An 18555-nucleotide genomic window follows, 5' to 3' on the forward strand; every position below is an offset into this window, starting at 1 on the left:
ATCAAATTGGTAGTTGGCATGCCTCCGGTTTTTTTAAGATGAAAGCAGGCAACAACGCCAACCCACCGCTGATGAAAAGAGGGAGTTCAAACATGTTGAACAAAAAAACGATCGCGATTCCGCTTGGCACCCTGCTCGTGGCCACCGCTCTGTCGGCATGCGGCAGCGACAACAAAGACAATGCCGGCGCGGCTTCTCCATCCGCCAGCGCATCCGCGAGCGCGAGCGATGCCGCTGCCTCGCCTAGCGCTTCGGCCGGCGCCAGCGCGTCCCCTTCGTCCAGCCTGCCGGAGAAGCCGGCGGAGCTGACGATCTGGCCCGACGACAACGCGGACAAGGTCGACGTGCTCAAAGCGATGGCGAAAAAGTACACCGACAAGACCGGCATCAAGATCGTCATCAAGCCGGTGGCGATGAACGACCAGCCCGACGTGCTCGCGCTCGACGGCCCGGCCGGCAAAGGTCCGGACCTGTTCTACCAACCCGGGATCGGCGCATTGGTCGTCAAGGGACTCGTGCAGCCGTTGAAAGCTTCCCAAGAGGTGCTCGATACGTACACGGCCGAATCGCTTGACGCGCTGAGCCAAGCGGGCACGCTGTACGGCCTTCCCGCGGTAACCGAGACGTACGCGCTCTTCTACAACAAGAAGCTCGTGACGGAAGTGCCGAAGACGATCGCCGACCTGGAGAAGATCATGCAGGATCAGACCGACGCGAAAAAGCAAAAGTACGGCTTTCTGTTCGAAGGAACGAACTTCTACTACGCTTGGGCGTTCATGGGCGGCAATGACGGATACATCTTCAAGCCCGACGGCAACGGCGGCTACGATACGAAGGATATCGGCTTCAACAAGGAAGGCGCGGTCAAGGGCGCCCGATTGATCCAAAGCTGGTTCCAAAAAGGTTACATGCCGAAAGACGTAAACGGCGACATCGTCGGCGGCTTATTCACCCAAGGAAACGTCGGCGCGGTCATCAATGGGCCGTGGGCCATCCAGGACTACAAGAAGCAGCTTGGCGACAACGTCGCTGTCGCGCCGCTGCCGACGCTCGAGAACGGCAAGAACCCGACCTCCTTCATCGGCGTGAAGGGCTGGATGCTCTCGAAGTACGCCAAGAATCCGGAGTGGGCGGCCGATTTCGCGGCCTTCCTCACGAACGGGGAGAACGCGCTGGACTACTTCAAGCAGACGGGCGAAGTGCCGCCGGTCAAGACGGTCCTGAACAACCCGGAGCTGACGAACGATCCGCTCGTATCCGGTTTCTCGCAGCAGATTCAATACGGCATGCCGTTCCCGACCGTGCCGGAGCTCGACACCGTCTGGGATCCGATGGCCAACGCGCTGAAGTTCATCGCCGGCGGCAAGGACGTTCAAGCTTCGATGGACGACGCCGTGAAGCAGATCGAAGACAAGATCAAGATGTCCGGCGCCAAATAAGCAGGCAAAACGGCAAGCATCGAAAGGCAGAAATGCGCGGGGCCTTCCCGTGCGATCGCCAAACCAATCAGATGAATATAGGTTTTCGTCTCCGTAAAAACGAGTCGCTCTCTTCCGGGAAGACGGCGAAACCGTTTTTGCTTGCCTAAGGAAGGTGCACAAATATGCAGATAGAACGCGCAACGAACGGAACCGGCCGCAGCGGGTACGCCGGCGCGAGGCCGGGAACGGCGGCCCTGCTCTCGATCGTACCCGGACTCGGCCAGTTCTACAACCGCCGCTATATCAAAGGAACGCTGTTCCTGCTTCTCGCAGCTTGTCTGGGCATCGCGCTTGCCGTGCCGCTGGCGAACGGCATCTACGGCCTGGTCACGCTCGGCTCGAATCCCGAGGTCGACGATTCCCGCACGCTGCTCGTCGAGGGCATCCTGTCGGCCATCGTCACGCTGATCCTCCTGGGCGCGTACGTCTTGAACTTGCGCGATGCCTGGCGGGACGCCCGGCGCAGATCCCAAGGCCATCGGATCCCCTCGGTTCGGCAAGCCTTCCACGACAGCTGGGAGCACGGGTTCCCCTACTTCGTCGTCGTGCCGACGTTTCTCCTGTTGACCATGATCGTCGTGTTTCCGCTGCTGTTCATGATCTGTCTGGCGTTCACGAATTACAATCTCTACAACTCGCCTCCCGCGCACTTGCTCGACTGGGTAGGCTTCCAGAACTTCGTCGCCCTGTTCACCGAAGGCGTCTGGACCCGCAGCTTGCTCGCCGTCCTCACCTGGACCGTCGTCTGGACGCTGGTGGCAACCTCGCTGCAGATTGCGCTGGCCTTTTTCCTGGCGGTCATGGCGAACGATGCCCGCGTCCGCTTCAAGCGGCTGATCCGCACGGTATTCATCCTTCCTTGGGCGGTCCCGTCGTTCATGACGGTGCTCGTCTTCACGGCGATGTTCAACGATACGTTCGGCACGATCAACCGCGATATCGTCTCCCTGTTCGGGATGACGATTCCGTGGCTGACGGATCCGACGTGGGCGAGGATCGCGATTATCTTCGTCCAGATCTGGCTCGGGTTCCCGTATGTGTTCACGCTCGTCACCGGCGTGCTGCAGAGCATCTCGAAAGATTGGTACGAGGCGGCCGAGGTCGACGGCGGCACGCGCTGGGATAAGCTCCGGCACATCACCCTGCCGCATGTGATGTACGCGACCGCACCGTTGCTGATCATGCAGTTCTCGTACAATTTCAACAACTTCAATATCATCTACCTGTTCAACAAAGGCGGCCCGCCGGTCCCGGGCCAGAGCTCCGGCGCGACCGATATTCTGATCTCCTGGGTGTACAATCTCACCTTCGACCAGAACAACTACATGATGGCGGCGGCCATCTCGATCATCATGGGGCTCGTCGTCGCGCTGTTCGCGTTCTTCCAATTCCGTCGAACCCGCTCTTTCCGAGAGGAGGGCATGTATTAAGATGGGACGCGCGCTCAAATCCAAGCTGGAAGTCGCCGGCATCTACCTGACCGTGCTCGTCATGTTCGCCGTCATTCTATATCCGCTCCTGTGGGCGGTGAGCATCTCGCTGAATCCCGGCACGAGCATGTTCAGCGCGAAGATGATCCCCGACAATTTGTCGCTCGAGCACTACCGCTGGCTGTTCGAGGATCCCCGCAGCAACTACGTACTCTGGTACAGAAATACGCTGATCGTCGCTTGCTTCAACGCGTTGGCCTCGGTCATTCTGGTCGGCCTGGTGGCGTACGTCTTCTCCCGGTATTCGTTCGCGGGACGCAAATCGAGCATCTACGCCGTGCTGCTGATGCAGATGTTCCCGGTGCTCATGGGGATGGTGGCCATCTACCTGCTGTTGAATCTCGTAGGCCTGCTCGATACGTTCGCGGGTCTCGTCATCTTCTACGTCGTCGGCGGGCTGCCGATGAACGTGTTCCTCGTCAAGGGCTACATGGACACCATCCCGAAGGATCTCGACGAGTCGGCCAAGATGGACGGAGCGGGTCATCTCGCGTCCTACTTCCGCATCCTGTTCCCGCTGACGTGCCCGATCCTGTCGGTCGTCGCGCTGTTCACGTTCATGGCGCCGTTCATGGATTTTCTGACGCCGCGGATCATCCTCCGAACGCCGGAGAAGTTCACGATCGCGCTTGGTCTGTTCAGCTTCATCAACGACAAGGTCGGCAACAACTTCACGATGTTCGCGGCCGGGACGATCCTCGTGGCGCTGCCGATCGCGACCGTCTTCCTGTTCCTTCAACGGTATCTCATCTCCGGTCTGGCGGACGGGGCGACGAAGGGATAATCCGTATCGTTCCGCCGATTCGGGCGTGCCGATCCTTTGCGCGTGTGTTAAAATCGTACCTAGCTATTCGCTAGTAGAATGCTAGCAGTCCGAGACGCCAAAGGAGAACTTACGCATGGCAAGCAAATATTACGTGGTCTGGGAAGGCAAGCAGCCCGGCGTGTACGAGAGCTGGCCCGAATGCCAAGCGCAAGTCGGCCAATATACCGATGCCAAATACAAATCTTTCCCTTCGCAGGCCGAAGCGGAGCGCGCCTACCGGGAAGGCTGGAAGAAGCACTGGGGGCAGGGCAAGAAGCCGGGCGCCGCAGCGGCAGCGGGCAAGCCGGCACGCACGACAGCGGCCGAGCCTGCGGCGGAGATCGACTACGACAGCATCTCCGTGGACGTGGGAACGCGGGGCAATCCGGGGCCCGTGGAGTACCGCGGCGTCGATACGCGAACGGGCGACGTGATCTTCGCCTGCGGTCCGGTGAGCAAGGGGACGAACAACCTGGGCGAATTCCTCGCGATCGTGCACGCCCTGGCGTACTTGCGGAAGCAAGGCAGCGCGAAGACGGTATACAGCGATTCCCGGACGGCCCTGAAGTGGGTGAAGCAAAAAGAAGTCGTCACCACGCTCCCGCGCGACGAATCGACGCGGGAGATCTGGTCGCTCGTCGACCGGGCGCTCCATTGGCTGCATACCCACGCCTATCCCAACAAAGTGCTGAAATGGGAGACCGAGCGCTGGGGCGAAGTCAAGGCGGACTACGGCCGCAAATGAAACGGCGATAGAGGACTTCAGACGGCGATAGAGGAATTCAAACGACAAAAGAGGACGTCACCCCGGGCGATACGAGCTCGGGGTGATTTGGCGTCCGGTAGGAGGAAGCCGCCCAAATCGCATTCGGCAGATTTTCCGCGCGATGTCATTATTTTATCGGTCGATGTCACAATCGTTGTAGTCCGATCGGGCCCGAACGAGGTATGATGAAGAATCAGAAGAGGAGACGGCAAAGGGGATTGCGTCATGGCGCGGACAACGAAGAAAGCGATTGCATTCGTAGGAGGCGCGCTGGGCGTCATCCTCCTGGCCGGCGGGGTCTGGGCGGCGCTCCGCGGGGGAGCGTCGTCGGGATCTGGCCCGTCCGCGGTCAGCCCCTCCCGGCCAGCCCATGAAGCGGCGGTCGCCTCGGACGCGGACCGCATCGTCATGGTCTTCCCGTCGGGATCGCCGCGGGATCTGCAGCTCGTCGAGGACGAGATGAACCGGTATCTCCTCACGAAGATCAATGCCGTCGTGGACTTGAAGCCGATCGACATGGGCAGCTGGTGGGACAAGACGGGCTTAATGTTCGCTTCGAACGAGCAGATTGACCTGCTGTTCACGGCGGGCTGGATGAAGTTCGGGGACGAAGTCGCCAAAGGAAAGCTGCTGCCGCTGGACGACCTGCTCGAACGTTACGGGCAGGGGATCCAGGGCATCCTGAACCCTTCGATCATCGAAGCGGGCAAGCTGAACGGCAGCATCTACGGTCTCGTCGCGAACAAAGAGTTCGCCTCGAGCAAAGGCCTCGTCCTGCGCAAGGACCTCATCGACAAGTACGGCATCGATCTCTCCCGGGTGAAGACGTTGGCCGATATGACGCCGATCTTCGCCGCGATCAAGCAGGGGGAGCCGGGCGTCTACCCGCTGCAGGCGCAGGCGGAACGGAGTCCGTTCACGTATATGATGCAGTACGGGCTGTTCGACATGCTCGGCGACGGTCCGGGCGTATTGGCCCGCGAGGACGCGTCGATGACGGTCGTCAGCATGGCCGACACGCCGCAGTTCGCCGCCTACGCCCAGCTGATGTACGAGTGGAACCGGGCCGGCTACCTGAATCCCGACGCCGCGACGACCAAGGACAACGAGTATGAGGCGGTCAAAGCGGGCCGCGCCTTCGCGTTCGCGGAATCGCTCAAGCCGGGGTTCGAGATCCAGGCGTCGCGTAACACCGGCATGCCGATGGCGACCGTCCCGCTCACCAAGCCGTATACGACGACGGCGGACACGACGAGCGCCATGTTCGCCGTCACGAAGAACGCGAAGCATCCGGAGAAGGCGATGATGCTGCTGAACCTGCTCTACACCGATCCTTATCTGCTCAACCTGCTCGATTGGGGGATCGAAGGCAAGCATTACGTGAAGAAGGCCGGCAACCTGATCGACTATCCGGCAGGGGTGAACGCGCGGAACGTCGGCTACAATCTGAATCAGGCCTGGATGTTCGGCAATCTGCTGAACTCGTACCTCTGGGCGAACGAGGATCCGAATCTGTGGGAGCGGTACCGCGACTTCAACGCGCAGGCGGACAAATCGCTGGCGCTCGGCTTCGTGTTCGACCCCGCCCGCGTGAAGAACGAGATCGCGGCCTGCGCGAACGTGGAGGCGGACTTCGGCCCGGCGATCAATACGGGCGGGCTCGATCCGCAGATCGTCCTGCCGCGCTACCGTCAGAAGCTGAAGGAAGCGGGGGCGGACAAGGTCATCCGGGAGAAGCAGCGGCAGCTCGACGCTTGGCTGGCGGAGAGGAGCGCGCCATGAGGTTCGCTACGCTGCGGGCAAGGCTCATCCTCGGATTCTCCATCGTCACGATCCCGCTCGTCATCCTGCTGCTGTCCAACAACCTGTACGCGACGAAGGTCGTCCATTCGCAGGTCGCCCAGTCCAACCAGAACCTGCTGACGATGTACATGAACGACATGGACAAAGTGCTCGAGGAGATCGAGAACTATTTGTACAAAGCTTCCGAGCAGGACCAGAGCCTCCAATCGCTCGGCCTCTACGCGCCGGGCACCTGGGAGGCGTATCTGGCGCAAACGCAGACGGCGAGCGACTTGTTCTTGAATACGAACTATTACGACGCGGCGGACGTGCTGTTCGCCTATAGCTCCAGCTACGACAATCTGCTGACGGCCCCCCAGCAATCCGTCTCTTACGAGCGTAAGCAACGGATTCAGGAGAAGCTCAGGACGCTGCTGCGGGGAGCCGGCGCCCGATATGACGCCCGCTGGAACGTCGTGGAGCTGGACGGCAGCCACGCGCTCTTGCGCATCGTCGACACGGGCGAGCAGTCCTGTATCGGCGCCTGGGTAGACCTGGATAAGCTAATGATGCCGCTGCGTCTGCTGACGCGGGACGGCCGGGGAGAGGCGCTGCTGCTAGGGAAGGACGGGCAGCCGATCTCGCAATCCAGCCCGAGCCAGTCGTCGGACTCGCTGCAGGCGATCCGGCAGGCGGAGGGAACGGACCCGCGCGGCGCCGCCTACAACATCGTGAAGCTCGACAAGCGCTATCTGCTGATGGAGAAGCCGTCCCGGACCGCCGATCTGAAGCTGCTGCTGCTCCTGCCCGAGCGGACGCTGCTGGAGGGTCTGCCTTACTTCCGCATCCTGACGTATTGGGTCCCGCTCATCGCGGCTGCGATGCTCATTCTGTATCTCGTGTTCCTGCAGCGGTCCATCGTCCGGCCGATTCACCAGCTGGTCAAAGGCATGCGGCGAATCCGCTCCGGCGACCTCCGCGCCCGGCTCGAAGACAATAAGCTCGTCGAGTTCATCGCGATCAACGAGACGTTCAACGGCATGGTCCAGCAGATCGAGCATCTGAAGATCGACATCTACGAAGAGCAGATCCGCACGCAGAAGGCGGAGCTCAAAGCGCTGCAGGCGCAAATCCATCCGCACTTCTTCATGAACTCGCTGAATATCGTCTACCATCTGGCGCAGGTCCGCAGCTACGAGATCATTCAAAGCCTGGCGCTCCATCTGGTGCGATACTTTCGGTACGCGACGCGGACGCAGGTCGCCGCCATTACGGTGAAGGAAGAGATGTCGCACATTCACGATTACTTGTCCATCCAGAAATACCGGTTTCCCGAAGCGCTGACCTTCGAATTCCAGGTCGACCCGGCGCTGGAGACGTTCGAGCTGCCGCCGCTCGCCGTCCAGCCGCTCGTAGAGAACGCCATGGTGCACGGCTTCTCGTTCAAGATCGGGGAGCCGTATCGGATTCGGGTGCGCGTCTACGCCGAGCAGGATCAGCCGGACGGGACGGTATGCATCGAAGTATCGGACAACGGCAGAGGCTTCGCCGAGCTTCAGCCGGCGGAGCTGGAGGAGACGGCGCACGCGCTGGAACCGGGCGACGGCCATGTCGGCCTCTGGAACGTGGTTCGCCGCTGCCGGCTGTTCTACAAGAATCAGGTCAAGATGCGATTCGCGAACGGCACGCCTCGGGGGGCGATCGTGACGCTGCATCTGCCGCGGTCCAAACAGGAAGCTAAGGGGGAGTCCCGATGATACGGGCATTGATCGTCGACGACGAGCTGTATGCGGTCCAAGGGCTGCGATCCGGCGTCCGGTGGGAGGAGATCGGCGTCGACGAGGTCTATGAAGCCTATCATGCGTCCATGGCGGAGGAGCTGCTGATAAGCCGGGAGATCGACATTATGATCTGCGATATCGAGATGCCGGAGGGGAGCGCACTCGAGCTGATGGCGTGGGTCAACGAGCGGAAGCTGGCCGTGGAGACGGTCGTCCTGACCTGCCACTCCGAATTCGCCTACGCGCAGCGGGCGATCCAACTGGGAGGCAACGACTATCTTCTCAAGCCGGTCGTCTACGGGGATCTGGAGCAAGTGCTGCTGAAGGCCATCCGGAAGGTCGAGGACAAGCGCAAAGCGACGGAGACGGATGAGCTCTATCAGAAATACGCGGAGCTGTGGAACAGCCGCAAGCCGATCCTCGTCGAACGCTTCTGGCAAGATCTGTTCGCGCGCCAAATCCGCACGGATCTGGACGCCCTTGCGGGGGCGGTGGCCGCTTACGACATGCGCTTGGAGACGTTGGAGCGGGTCGTGCTCGTCCTCGTAAGCGTCGAAGAATGGCGCAAGCCGCTTCGGGAGCGAGAAGAGGAGATCATGGAATTCGCGCTGCGCAAAGCGGCTGAGGAGATCGTGCTCGAGCGCCTGCCCGGCCATGTCGTCCGGGATCACGACGGCAACACGTTCGTCGCGCTCTGCTTGGGCGAATCCCGGACCGAGGCGGAGGAGATCGCAGCCTTGTGCCGGCGCTATATCGAAGCGTGCAATCAATACTTCTATTGCAGTTTATCCTGCTATGTCGGCGATCCTGTGCCCGTCTCGGACGCCAGCCGGGTCTATCTGGAGCTGCTGAACGCGGAATACCGCAACGTCAGCCGCACGAACGAGGTGCTGTTCCCGGTCGCGGACGGCGCCGGAACGGAAGCCCGCTCCCAGATCGACGCCCGGGTGCCGCTAGATCTGGCGGAGCGAATCGGGCTCGACGGGACGGCGCAAGTGTTGGAGCGGCTGAACGGGTGGCTCGAATCGGGGAACCGCGAACCGACGGTAGAGATGCTGAACGGCTGCTACCATGCGGTGCTGCAAGCGGTCTATTATGCGCTCCATCGCAAAGGCCATTCGGCGCATCTGCTCTACGGCGACCGCGAATGGCCGGACGCGCAGGCCGTCACCCGTTCGGTCTCCAGGTTCAAGCTATGGGCGGCGCAGGTGCTCGAGGCGGCGGACGTTCTCCTCCATGCGGAGCATACCAGCAGCCCGGTCGTCGCCAAGGTGAAGGCTTACATCGCGGCGCATATGGCGCGCGAACTTAGCCGGGAGGAGCTGGCCGCGCACGTCTATCTGAATCCGGCATACCTGTCGCGGCTTTTCCGCAAAGAGACGGGAATGGTGCTGACCGACTATATCCTGCAGGAGAAGATGCGCCGCGCGTCCGATCTGCTCGCGGGGACGGACCGGACGGTCAGCGAGATCGCCGACGGACTCGGGTACGGCAACTTCTCGTACTTCGCGCGCCTGTTCCGCAAAGTATACGGGGTGTCCCCGCACGATTACCGCAAGTCGTTCAAGCGGGCGAACTAGCAGGTAGGGGAGGCGCTGCGGCATCAGGCCCGGCGTTCGCCTTCGAACCGCAAATAAAAAAGGCCCTCGCGGCAGACGCCTTGGTCTGCGGATGGCCTTTTGTCCATGAATCCTCGCATCGCCTCCGACGAATCGTCTTGGATTGCGACGCGTCCGCCCTCGCAAGGAAGGCGCAACCGTTCGGATTAGGATACGGTGTGTTGCGCGGCGGGACGCTCGTTCATCGCTTGGCGGATCAACTGCTGCTTGCGTCGCGAGACGGGCAGCCGGTTGTTCAGGCCCGGCCCTTCGCCGAAGCAGATGCAATCCTCGGCGATCTCGAGCACGCTGCTCACGTTCACGTAGCAATCGGACGAGATCCGCACGAACGCGGCGTCTTGGGTCAAGAGGGTCGTCTCGTCGGCGGACATTCTCTTTTTGATATTGTAGTTCCGACCGTGGAAGCAGACCAATCCATGCGCGCCTACGCGGAAAAAGTAGGCGTCGCTGCGCGGCTCGAAGCTGTCGTACAAGCGCAATGCTACATCCATCTTTCCAAATCCCCCTTAGAAAGAAAGTTTGCTTGGTAGCGCTTACATCATAACACATTTTCCGGCGTTCGCGAATGGTTTTTTTGTAGAAACGCACATCTTTTTTTGTGAACTGCGCATTGACAATTTTTTCATGCTGAATTAATTTTAGGGTATGACTTGCAAACGTTTGCAAACATAGAGGAGCGCGGAGAATGACGTGACGGGCGAACGAACGGAGCAAGGCGGACGGAGAAGGGAAGCGCGGGCGGCAGGCGAGTCCGTGGCGGAAGTCGGCATCAAGGCCATCGCGGAAGCGCTTGCGATCTCCCCGAGCACGGTATCCCGCGCGCTCAACGGGAAGTACGGCGTGCGGACAGAGACGCGCGCGCGCATTATGGATATGGCGAAGCGGCTCGGTTACGTTCCCCATCTCGGCGCGAAGCAACTGGTCGGCAAGAGCAGCAATCTCGTTGGACTGTTCGCGCCCGAGAGCCAGAGAGAAGCAAGCCTCGGATTCGTCGCCCTGTTCCCCCCGCTGCAGCGGCAGCTGATCGCCCAGGGCAAGCACGCGCTGATCTTCTCGATCCCGCTCGCGAACTACGAGCCGGGCCGCTTCGCGGAGTGCGTGCTCTCCCGGGGATTGGAGGGCTGCATCCTGCTGCCGGGCTTTCCGGAGCAGCATCCGATGATCGCGGAAGCGATCCGGCTGGGCGTGCCCTGCGTCCACTTCGGGACGGCAACGGGCCCGCGCTGCGCCGCGGTCAGCTCCGACAATCGGGAGGGAGGCCGGCTCGCGGCGAGACTGCTGTACGGCCTCGGACACCGTAGGATCGGCTTCATCGGTGGGCCGCCGGAGCTGCGAATCAGCCGGGAGCGCTACGCCGGATTCTGCGAAGGACTCGCGGAATTCGGTTTGAGGCATGATCCGGCGTTGGCGTATGAAGGCAGCTTCTCGGGCGCCAGCGGCGCGGAAGCCGGACAAGCGCTCTGGGAGCGCACCCGGAGAGCGGGCGGCATGACGGCGCTCTTCTGCGCCAACGATCTGATGGCGGCAGGCGCGATCATGCGGCTCGCGGGCCTGGGCGTGCGGATCCCGGAACAGCTGTCCGTGGTCGGCTACGACGACGATCCGTTCGCCGCCTATCTGAATCCGCCGCTCACGACGGTCCATCACGACGCGGAACCGATCGATCCCATGGCGATCGGGCTGCTGCTGGAAGTGCTCGAAGGCCGGGAAGGGCGGCAGGTCACGCTGCTGCCCCGCATCGTCGAACGCGCGTCGGCCGCGGCGCCGGGCGGGACCGGGCCGCCCCCGATTTCTAGCTAGCGGCGGGCGGTCGATCCGAACGGAGATCAAAGACAATGAGGGGAGCAATCGCAAGATGTCAGTCACGCAGACAGATACGATCCTCCGCGCGTCGGGACTCACGCGCAGCTTCGGCCGCGGTTCCGGCATGGTAAAAGTGTTGAAGGGGGTCGACATCTCGATTCCCGCGGGCCGTCTGATCGCCTTCAAAGGGCGTTCGGGCTCCGGCAAGACGACGCTCATCAACCTGCTCGGCGCGCTCGACCGCCCGAGCGAAGGCTCGGTCTCGTTTGCCGGCCGCGAGATGACCGAGCTGTCCGATCGCGAGCGGGACAAGATCCGGCGCCAGGAGATGGGCCTCATCTTCCAATCGTTCGCCCTCTTTCCGCTGATGTCCGCTTACGAGAACGTCGAATTCGTGCTGCGGATCAGCGGCTATCCCGCCAAAGACCGCAAGGAGGCGGCGATACGCGCCTTGGATCAGGTCGGCTTGAAACCCCGCATGCACCATCGTCCTTTCGAGCTGTCGGGCGGGGAGCAGCAGCGGACCGCCATCGCCCGCGCGATCGCGCATCGCCCCAAGCTGGTGCTCGCGGACGAACCGACGGCCGAGTTGGATTCCAAGACCGGTCTGCACATCATTAAGCTGTTCCGGGATCTGGTGCAGCAGAACGGCATCTCGATCGTGATCACGACGCACGATCCGGCCATCATGGAGATTGTCGATCAAGTATACGAACTGGAGGATGGACAAATTGTCTATGCGCTCTAAACGCGCCGCCGCCTTGGCGCTCTCGCTCGCGCTGGGCGCGGCTCTCGCCGGCTGCTCGCTGCTCCCGAAGGAAGAAGAGGCGCTCGCGCCGCCGCTCGTGAAGCCGGCCAAGGAGAACTACCAGACCGTCAAGGTCGAGAAGGGCACGATCACCAACGCCATCACGCAGGTCGCCTCCTTCGAGTCGGTCCAGTCCGACGTCGCGCAATTCACCGGCACCGGGGGACGCGTGGAAAAGATCCTCGTCAGCGCCGGGGACAAGGTCAAGAAGGGCGACCCGCTCGTTCAATTGGTCATGAACGACCTCGACCTCCAGGTCAAGGAGCAGGAGCTGGCCCTCGAACGGGCCAAGTATGCGCTCCGGCAGCAGCAGGGCAGCCATGGCGACGAGGAGGCGCTGAAGATCGCCGGCCTCCAGGTTCAAGTCGAACAGATCAAATACGACCGGCTGTTCAAGCAATACAACAACAAGATCCTGACCGCGGGGATGGACGGGCAAGTCGTCTTCGTCGAGGACCTGAAGCCGGGAGACTACGTGGACACGTACCAGACGATCGTCACCGTCGCCGATCCGCGAAAGCTGCAGCTCTCCGCGCGTATCGACTCGGCGGACAGCGTGAAGAACGTCGACGTCGGGTTCCCGGTCGAGGTGAACGTCCAAGTCGACGGCAAGCAGACGACGCTGAAGGGCAAAGTCGTCCAGACGCCTTCGTCGGCGCCCCAGACGCTGAACAAAGACCTGGCCGAGCGGTACAGCAAGACGCTCTACATCACCGTCGACCATCTTCCGGACGCCGTCGAGATCGGCGCGATGGCCGACATTAAGATCATCACCCAGCAAAAGGAGAACGTCCTGAAGATTCCCCGCAGCGGGCTTCGTTCGTTCATGGGCCGCAACTTCGTGCGCGTGCTGGAGGACGGCAACAAACTGCGGGAGATCGACGTGCAGCCGGGCATCGCGGCGTCGACGGAAGTGGAGATCGTGCAAGGACTCGCGGAAGGCGACAACATCGTTCTGCAATAACGCAATCAGAATCAGGGAGGCTTACCAGTGGCCTTATTCGTCATGATCCTGCGCAAAATGGTCCAGAACAGATGGCTCGTCGTCAGCCTCTTCCTCGGCATGCTCATCTCCGTCGCGCTCGTGAGCAGCATGCCGATCTATTCGGAAGCGATCCTCTCGCGGATGCTCGTCAAGGAATTGGAAACGATGCAGACGGAGAGGAACGTCTATCCGGGCTCCTATTGGTCGAAGATCGCGTTCGACAATCAGACGACCGAGCAGCGGCAAGCCGTCCTGAAGGGACTGGACGACTACATGCGCGGGCCGGGCGCCTCGGGGTTCCGCCTCCCGGTGAAGGAGCTCGTCCAAGAGCGGAATACCCGGACGTTCACGATCTTCCCCGAGAACGCGACGGACGACGTGAAGAAGAATACGAAGCGCACCGCCCGCTTCGCCTCGCTCTCCGGCTTGCAGGACCACATCAAGCTGACCGACGGGCGGATGCCCGCCGTTCAGCCGGTCGACGGCGTCTATGAGGTTCTCGTCACGGAGAGCGGGCTGAACAACTTCAGAACCGTTCTCGACAAAGTGCTGGACGTGGAGGATGCCAAGATCCAAGGCAAGATCAAGGTGAAGCCGGTCGGCGTGTTCGAGAAGCGCGTCGACGACGATCCGTACTTCCGCGATCCGAGCCTCGGCAGCTTCAACAGCTCGCTCGTCGTCGACGCGGGGCTGTTCGATCGGCAATTCACGGCTGCCGGGATCGTCCCGGTCTCGAACGCCGGCTGGTTCATCGTGCTCGATTACGCGAAGATGGAGCTGCGGCTCGTGGAGGATTTCACGAAGACGAGCAACGAGATCCAAGCCGCGGTCAAGAAGCGCGTGTCCGCTTACCAGGTGGACTTCACCGTTCCGGCGCTGAAGACGATCGACCAATATATGGAGCGGGCCAAGCAGCTGCGCACGCTCATGTGGTCGCTCAACGTGCCGGTCCTCATCATGCTCGGCTTCTATATGTTCATGGTCGCGAATCTGATCGCGAGCCGGCAGAAGAACGAGATCGCCGTCCTGCGCAGCCGCGGAGCGGCCCGTTGGCAGATCGTCGTCTCGTTCGCGGTGGAGGGGCTTCTGCTGAGCGGTCTTGCGCTGGCGGCGGGTCCTCCGCTCGGCATGCTGCTGACCGAGGTGCTGGGCGCCTCGAACGGATTCCTGTCGTTCGTTCAGCGCGCGGCGCTGCCGGTCCGGCTTACGCAGGAATCGTATCTGTACGGGGCGGCGGCCGCCGCCGTCGCCTTCGTCATGCTGCTCATTCCGGTGCTGCTCGCGACACGGACGACGATCGTCGGCCACAAGCAGCAGATGGCCCGGCTTACAAAGACGCCGCTCTGGCACAAGCTGTTCCTGGACGTGGTCGCCCTGGCTCTGGCGATCTATGGACTGTATGCGTTCGACGCCCGCATGAAGGACTTGAAGAAGCTCGGTCTCCGCGCGGACGACCTCAAGATCGATCCGCTGCAATTCGTCGTGCCCGCGCTCTTCATCGTAGGCGCCGGACTGCTGCTCCTGCGGTTGTATCCCTACTTGCTGCGGCTCATCTACGCGATCGGGCGGAAGTGGTGGAGCCCTTCGATGTACGCCACGCTGATTCAGGTCGGCCGCTCGAACAGCCAGTACCAGTTCTTGATGGTCTTCCTCATCCTGACGATCGCGACCGGGGTCTTCAGCGCCAGCGCGGCCCGGACGATCAACAACAATACGGAAGACCGGATCCGCTACGGCAACGGGGCCGACTTCGTGATGAAGGCGGAGTGGCCGAACGACAAGCCGATCGAGAGCCCGGGCGGGATGGGCGGACCGCCGACGACGTCCGCGACCGTCGCGCCGCAAGCCATTCATTACCTGGAGCCGTCTTTCGAGCCTTACGAGAAGCTGCCCGGCGTCGCCCAGGCCGCCAAAGTGTTCATGAAGGACAAAGCTTCGTTCACCGTCGGCGACCAGAGCGGAGGCGCGACGCTGATCGGGATCGACACGGACGACTTCGGCCGGGCCGCATGGTTCCGGACCGGGCTGCTCGCGCATCCGCTGAGCGACTATTTGAATCTGATCGCGGGAGACCCGAAGGCGGTGCTGATCTCCAAGACGCTGGCCACCCAGAAAAAGGTGAAGACCGGCGATACGATCTGGGTCGGGTGGGACGGCGTCACTTCGCAGCCGTTCACCGTCTACGGGATCATCGAGTACTTCCCGACGTTCAATCCGAATCCGCCGATCGGCTCCGTGAACGCCGGCGACGCGGAGACGCAGTCCAACGCGCCGATGCTGATCGTCGGCCATCTGCCGCGCATTCAGTTCCAGCTGGCGCTGGAGCCTTACGACGTGTGGATCAAGATGAAGCCGGGCTACGATCTCAACGCGTTCTACAAAGGGATCGAGGAGAGCCATATCTCGCTAGTCAGCATCCGCAATACGACGACCGACTGGAACAAAGCGAAGAACGATCCGTTCCTGCTGGCGCTGAACGGCATCCTGACGCTCGGCTTCATCCTGTCGATCGTGGTCAGCTTCGTCGGCTTCCTGCTGTACTGGATCCTCTCCTTGCGGGGACGGACGCTGCAGAACGGCATCATGCGGGCGGTCGGTCTGTCCGTCCGCCATATGATCGGCATGCTGGTGATCGAGCAGCTGCTCACTTCGGGCGTCGCCGTCCTGATCGGGATTATCGTCGGCAACATGGCGAGCCGGCTCTACGTGCCGAACTTCCAGATCGCCTTTAATCCGAGCACGCTCGTTCCGCCTTTCCGGGTGCTGTTCGAAGGGATGGACTTCGTCCGGCTGTACGCGACGGTCGGCGTCATGCTGCTGGCCGGCCTCTGCATCCTGGGCTACATGGTATCCCGCATCCGGATTCATCAAGCGCTCAAGCTGGGGGAGGACTGACCGATGATCCATTGCGACGGACTCGTCAAGATCTACAAAGCGGCGGATCTCGAAGTATTCGCCCTGCAGGGCTTGGACTTAAACGTGGAGAGCGGCGAGCTGATGGCCATCATCGGCAACAGCGGCAGCGGCAAGTCGACGCTGCTCAACATGCTGGGCGGACTCGACCGACCGTCGGCAGGCACGCTCACCGTGGACGGCAAGGATATGCTGAAGATGAACGAACGGGAACTGGTGAGGTACAAACGCCAGAGCGTCGGGTTCGTCTGGCAGAACAACGCGCGCAATCTCATTCCGTACCTCACCGCGCTCGAGAACGTCGAGCTGCCGATCCTGCTCTCCGGCCGTCGCAAGCGGATGCGCGCGTTGGAGCTGCTCGAAGCGGTCGGGCTGATGCATCGCGCCAACAACAAGCTGCATCAGCTCTCCGGCGGCGAGCAGCAGCGCGTCGCCATCGCCATCGCGCTCGCCAACCATCCGAAGCTGCTGCTGGCCGACGAGCCGACCGGTTCGCTCGACTCGAAGATGGCCGATCAGATTCTCGATCTGTTCCGCGAGCTTAACCGCTCCCTCGGCATCACGATCGTCATCGTCACGCACGACCCGCATCTGGCCAAGAAAGTCGACCGGGTCGTCTCCATCCGCGACGGCAAGATCTCCTCCGAGATGCTCCGGAAAAAGTCTTACGCGGAAGAGCTGGAGGAGTTGGAGAAAGGGATCGCGCAGGAGGAAGAGACGCACGTCGAGTATGCTATACTGGACAAAGCCGGGCGATTGCAGGTGCCGGCCGGCTACCTGGAATCGATCGGCATCCAGAACACGAACAAGGTCAAGGTGGAGCTCGCGGACGGCAAGATCGTGCTGACGGCTCCGGACGAGGCTTCGTGAACGAGAGAGGGAGAGCGGGCCATGGACGATTTGCGATATCCGATCGGGCGTTTTGCGTATGAGGGGGACGTCTCCCCGGCACAGCGAGAGAGTTGGATTCGCGATATTGCGACGTTGCCGGAGGCGCTGGCCGAGGCGGTGAACGGCTTGACGACCGCGCAGCTGGACACGCCTTACCGGGAAGGCGGCTGGACGGTGCGGCAGGTGGTGCATCACGTCGGAGACAGCCATATGAACAGCCTGATCCGGTTCAAGCTGGCGTTGACCGAAGAGAATCCGACGATCAAACCCTACGAAGAGCAGCTGTGGGCGGAGCTGACGGACACCCGCAGCCTCTCGATAGAGCCGTCGCTGACGCTAATCTCGGCGCTGCATCTGAGGTGGGTGACGCTGCTGGAGTCGCTGAGCGAGGCGGATTATGCCCGGACGTTCTATCATCCCGGGAGCGGCGAGACGGTTCGCCTGGACCGCTGCCTCGGCACGTATTCCTGGCATGGCAAGCATCATACGGCGCACATTACCGCGCTGCGGAAACGGATGGGCTGGTAATCCCCCTCCGCCGCGTTCCGAGCAGGGCTGTCCCCATCGTCATGCGACATGACTGGGGGCAGCCCTTTTTCATTTTCGCGCCCGGCGGTTAAAGGAAAATGATATTTTGAACGATCTTCAATAAAAACATTCCTGACCGTTCCGGTCACAGGCAATGATGTAAATGCTTCAGACACGTGCATTTTCATAATAAAAAAGTATCGTTACAGTAGCTGGAGAGCGCCTCAAGCGCACTGTAACGATAGAAAGTATCGTTGCAGCAGCTGGCGAGCGACTCACGCGCACTGTAACGATAGAAAGTATCGTTACAGCGGCTGGAGAGCGTTTCACGCGCTCTGTAACGATAGAAAGTATCGTTACAGCGGCTGGCGAGCGCCTCACGTGCTCTGTAACGATAGAAAGTATCGTTGCAGCGGCTGGCGAGCGTCTCACGCGCTCTGTAACGATAGAAAGTATCGTTGCAGCGGCTGGCGAGCGTCTCACGCGCACTGTAACGATAGAAAATATCGTTGCAGCGGCTGGAGAGCGCCTCACGTGCTCTGTAACGATAGAAAGTATCGTTGCAGCGGCTGGCGAGCGTCTCACGCGCTCTACAATAACCGCCTTGAGCGGTTAACGTGGCCCGCATCGCCATACGCAGCCCCGAGATAACCGCCTTGAGCGGTTAACGTGTTCCGAATCGCCATGCGCAGCCCCGAGATAACCGCCTTGAGCGGTTAACGTGGCCCGCATCGCCATACGCAGCCCCGAGATAACCGCCTTGAGCGGTTAACGTGTTCCGCATCGCCATACGCAGCCCCGAGATAACCGCCTTGAGCGGTTAACGTGTTCCGCATCGCCATGCGCAGCCCCGAGATAACCGTCTTGAGCGGTTAACGTGGCCCGCATCGCCATACGCAGCCC

The 18555-nt window shown here is 61.5% G+C and carries 15 protein-coding genes; 13 read left to right on the forward strand and 2 right to left on the reverse strand.

Annotation, left to right across the window (positions count from 1 at the left end; genetic code table 11):
- The first annotated feature begins 92 nt into the window (after positions 1–92).
- The 7 genes from H7C19_RS11970 to H7C19_RS12000 all read left to right on the forward strand — a co-directional run bounded on the left by H7C19_RS11970 (position 93) and on the right by H7C19_RS12000 (position 9685).
- Positions 93–1439, forward strand: coding sequence for an extracellular solute-binding protein (locus H7C19_RS11970; RefSeq protein WP_185142872.1), 1347 nt, complete (start codon positions 93–95; stop codon positions 1437–1439).
- Positions 1440–1603: 164 nt separating this feature from the next.
- A complete protein-coding gene (locus H7C19_RS11975) occupies positions 1604–2911 on the forward strand; it encodes a carbohydrate ABC transporter permease (protein ID WP_185142873.1) in 1308 nt (435 codons plus the stop codon).
- Between the two features lies 1 nt (position 2912).
- Complete coding sequence (locus tag H7C19_RS11980; RefSeq protein WP_185142874.1) at positions 2913–3755, forward strand: sugar ABC transporter permease; 843 nt, start codon at positions 2913–2915, stop codon at positions 3753–3755.
- Positions 3756–3870: 115 nt separating this feature from the next.
- A complete protein-coding gene (rnhA, locus tag H7C19_RS11985; protein WP_185142875.1) occupies positions 3871–4521 on the forward strand; it encodes a ribonuclease H in 651 nt (216 codons plus the stop codon).
- A gap of 246 nt (positions 4522–4767) precedes the next feature.
- The gene (locus H7C19_RS11990; protein ID WP_185142876.1) at positions 4768–6324 is read left to right on the forward strand and encodes an ABC transporter substrate-binding protein; all 1557 of its coding nucleotides are present in this window, start codon (positions 4768–4770) and stop codon (positions 6322–6324) included.
- A complete protein-coding gene (locus H7C19_RS11995) occupies positions 6321–8081 on the forward strand; it encodes a sensor histidine kinase (RefSeq protein WP_185142877.1) in 1761 nt (586 codons plus the stop codon). Before H7C19_RS11990 ends, H7C19_RS11995 begins: the two co-directional genes overlap by 4 nt.
- Positions 8078–9685, forward strand: a complete 1608-nt coding sequence (locus tag H7C19_RS12000) for a response regulator transcription factor (protein ID WP_185142878.1) — start codon at positions 8078–8080, stop codon at positions 9683–9685. The genes H7C19_RS11995 and H7C19_RS12000 overlap by 4 nt, the downstream gene beginning before the upstream one ends.
- 185 nt (positions 9686–9870) lie before the next feature.
- Here the strand turns inward: H7C19_RS12000 and H7C19_RS12005 are convergent, their stop codons facing one another.
- Positions 9871–10215, reverse strand: a complete 345-nt coding sequence (locus tag H7C19_RS12005) for a LytTR family transcriptional regulator DNA-binding domain-containing protein (protein WP_185142879.1) — start codon at positions 10213–10215, stop codon at positions 9871–9873.
- A 199-nt stretch (positions 10216–10414) separates the two neighbouring features.
- Here H7C19_RS12005 and H7C19_RS12010 point away from each other — a divergent pair, with 199 nt between their 5' ends.
- From H7C19_RS12010 to H7C19_RS12035, 6 genes are read left to right on the forward strand one after another with little or no spacing between them, the layout of a single operon-like run.
- On the forward strand, positions 10415–11524 hold the full coding sequence (locus H7C19_RS12010) for a LacI family DNA-binding transcriptional regulator (RefSeq protein ID WP_185142880.1): 1110 nt from the start codon (positions 10415–10417) through the stop codon (positions 11522–11524).
- A 55-nt stretch (positions 11525–11579) separates the two neighbouring features.
- Positions 11580–12275 (forward strand): ABC transporter ATP-binding protein, encoded by a 696-nt coding sequence (locus H7C19_RS12015; protein WP_185142881.1) that lies wholly within the window; start codon positions 11580–11582, stop codon positions 12273–12275.
- Positions 12265–13299: an efflux RND transporter periplasmic adaptor subunit gene (locus H7C19_RS12020; protein ID WP_185142882.1), complete on the forward strand. Its 1035-nt coding sequence runs from the start codon at positions 12265–12267 to the stop codon at positions 13297–13299. Before H7C19_RS12015 ends, H7C19_RS12020 begins: the two co-directional genes overlap by 11 nt.
- A gap of 27 nt (positions 13300–13326) precedes the next feature.
- On the forward strand, positions 13327–16215 hold the full coding sequence (locus H7C19_RS12025; RefSeq protein WP_185142883.1) for an ABC transporter permease: 2889 nt from the start codon (positions 13327–13329) through the stop codon (positions 16213–16215).
- A 3-nt stretch (positions 16216–16218) separates the two neighbouring features.
- A complete protein-coding gene (locus H7C19_RS12030; protein ID WP_185142884.1) occupies positions 16219–17103 on the forward strand; it encodes an ABC transporter ATP-binding protein in 885 nt (294 codons plus the stop codon).
- A 21-nt stretch (positions 17104–17124) separates the two neighbouring features.
- A complete protein-coding gene (locus tag H7C19_RS12035; protein WP_185142885.1) occupies positions 17125–17652 on the forward strand; it encodes a YfiT family bacillithiol transferase in 528 nt (175 codons plus the stop codon).
- A gap of 184 nt (positions 17653–17836) precedes the next feature.
- On the opposite strand, the gene H7C19_RS12040 is transcribed toward H7C19_RS12035, so the two are convergent.
- Positions 17837–18286: a hypothetical protein gene (locus H7C19_RS12040; protein WP_185142886.1), complete on the reverse strand. Its 450-nt coding sequence runs from the start codon at positions 18284–18286 to the stop codon at positions 17837–17839.
- Positions 18287–18555 lie beyond the last annotated feature (269 nt).

This window comes from Cohnella nanjingensis (assembly GCF_014212125.1).
Taxonomy (GTDB): domain Bacteria; phylum Bacillota; class Bacilli; order Paenibacillales; family Paenibacillaceae; genus Cohnella; species Cohnella nanjingensis.

What these genes read in the sequence shown, in the direction of transcription:
- H7C19_RS11970 (WP_185142872.1), top strand. Translation starts at nt 93, where the DNA reads ATGTTGAACAAAAAAACGATCGCGATTCCGCTTGGCACCCTGCTCGTG.
- H7C19_RS11975 (WP_185142873.1), top strand. Translation starts at nt 1,604, where the DNA reads ATGCAGATAGAACGCGCAACGAACGGAACCGGCCGCAGCGGGTACGCC.
- H7C19_RS11980 (WP_185142874.1), top strand. Translation starts at nt 2,913, where the DNA reads ATGGGACGCGCGCTCAAATCCAAGCTGGAAGTCGCCGGCATCTACCTG.
- rnhA (WP_185142875.1), top strand. Translation starts at nt 3,871, where the DNA reads ATGGCAAGCAAATATTACGTGGTCTGGGAAGGCAAGCAGCCCGGCGTG.
- H7C19_RS11990 (WP_185142876.1), top strand. Translation starts at nt 4,768, where the DNA reads ATGGCGCGGACAACGAAGAAAGCGATTGCATTCGTAGGAGGCGCGCTG.
- H7C19_RS11995 (WP_185142877.1), top strand. Translation starts at nt 6,321, where the DNA reads ATGAGGTTCGCTACGCTGCGGGCAAGGCTCATCCTCGGATTCTCCATC.
- H7C19_RS12000 (WP_185142878.1), top strand. Translation starts at nt 8,078, where the DNA reads ATGATACGGGCATTGATCGTCGACGACGAGCTGTATGCGGTCCAAGGG.
- H7C19_RS12005 (WP_185142879.1), bottom strand. Translation starts at nt 10,215, where the DNA reads ATGGATGTAGCATTGCGCTTGTACGACAGCTTCGAGCCGCGCAGCGAC.
- H7C19_RS12015 (WP_185142881.1), top strand. Translation starts at nt 11,580, where the DNA reads ATGTCAGTCACGCAGACAGATACGATCCTCCGCGCGTCGGGACTCACG.
- H7C19_RS12020 (WP_185142882.1), top strand. Translation starts at nt 12,265, where the DNA reads ATGCGCTCTAAACGCGCCGCCGCCTTGGCGCTCTCGCTCGCGCTGGGC.
- H7C19_RS12030 (WP_185142884.1), top strand. Translation starts at nt 16,219, where the DNA reads ATGATCCATTGCGACGGACTCGTCAAGATCTACAAAGCGGCGGATCTC.
- H7C19_RS12035 (WP_185142885.1), top strand. Translation starts at nt 17,125, where the DNA reads ATGGACGATTTGCGATATCCGATCGGGCGTTTTGCGTATGAGGGGGAC.
- H7C19_RS12040 (WP_185142886.1), bottom strand. Translation starts at nt 18,286, where the DNA reads ATGGCGATGCGGGCCACGTTAACCGCTCAAGGCGGTTATTGTAGAGCG.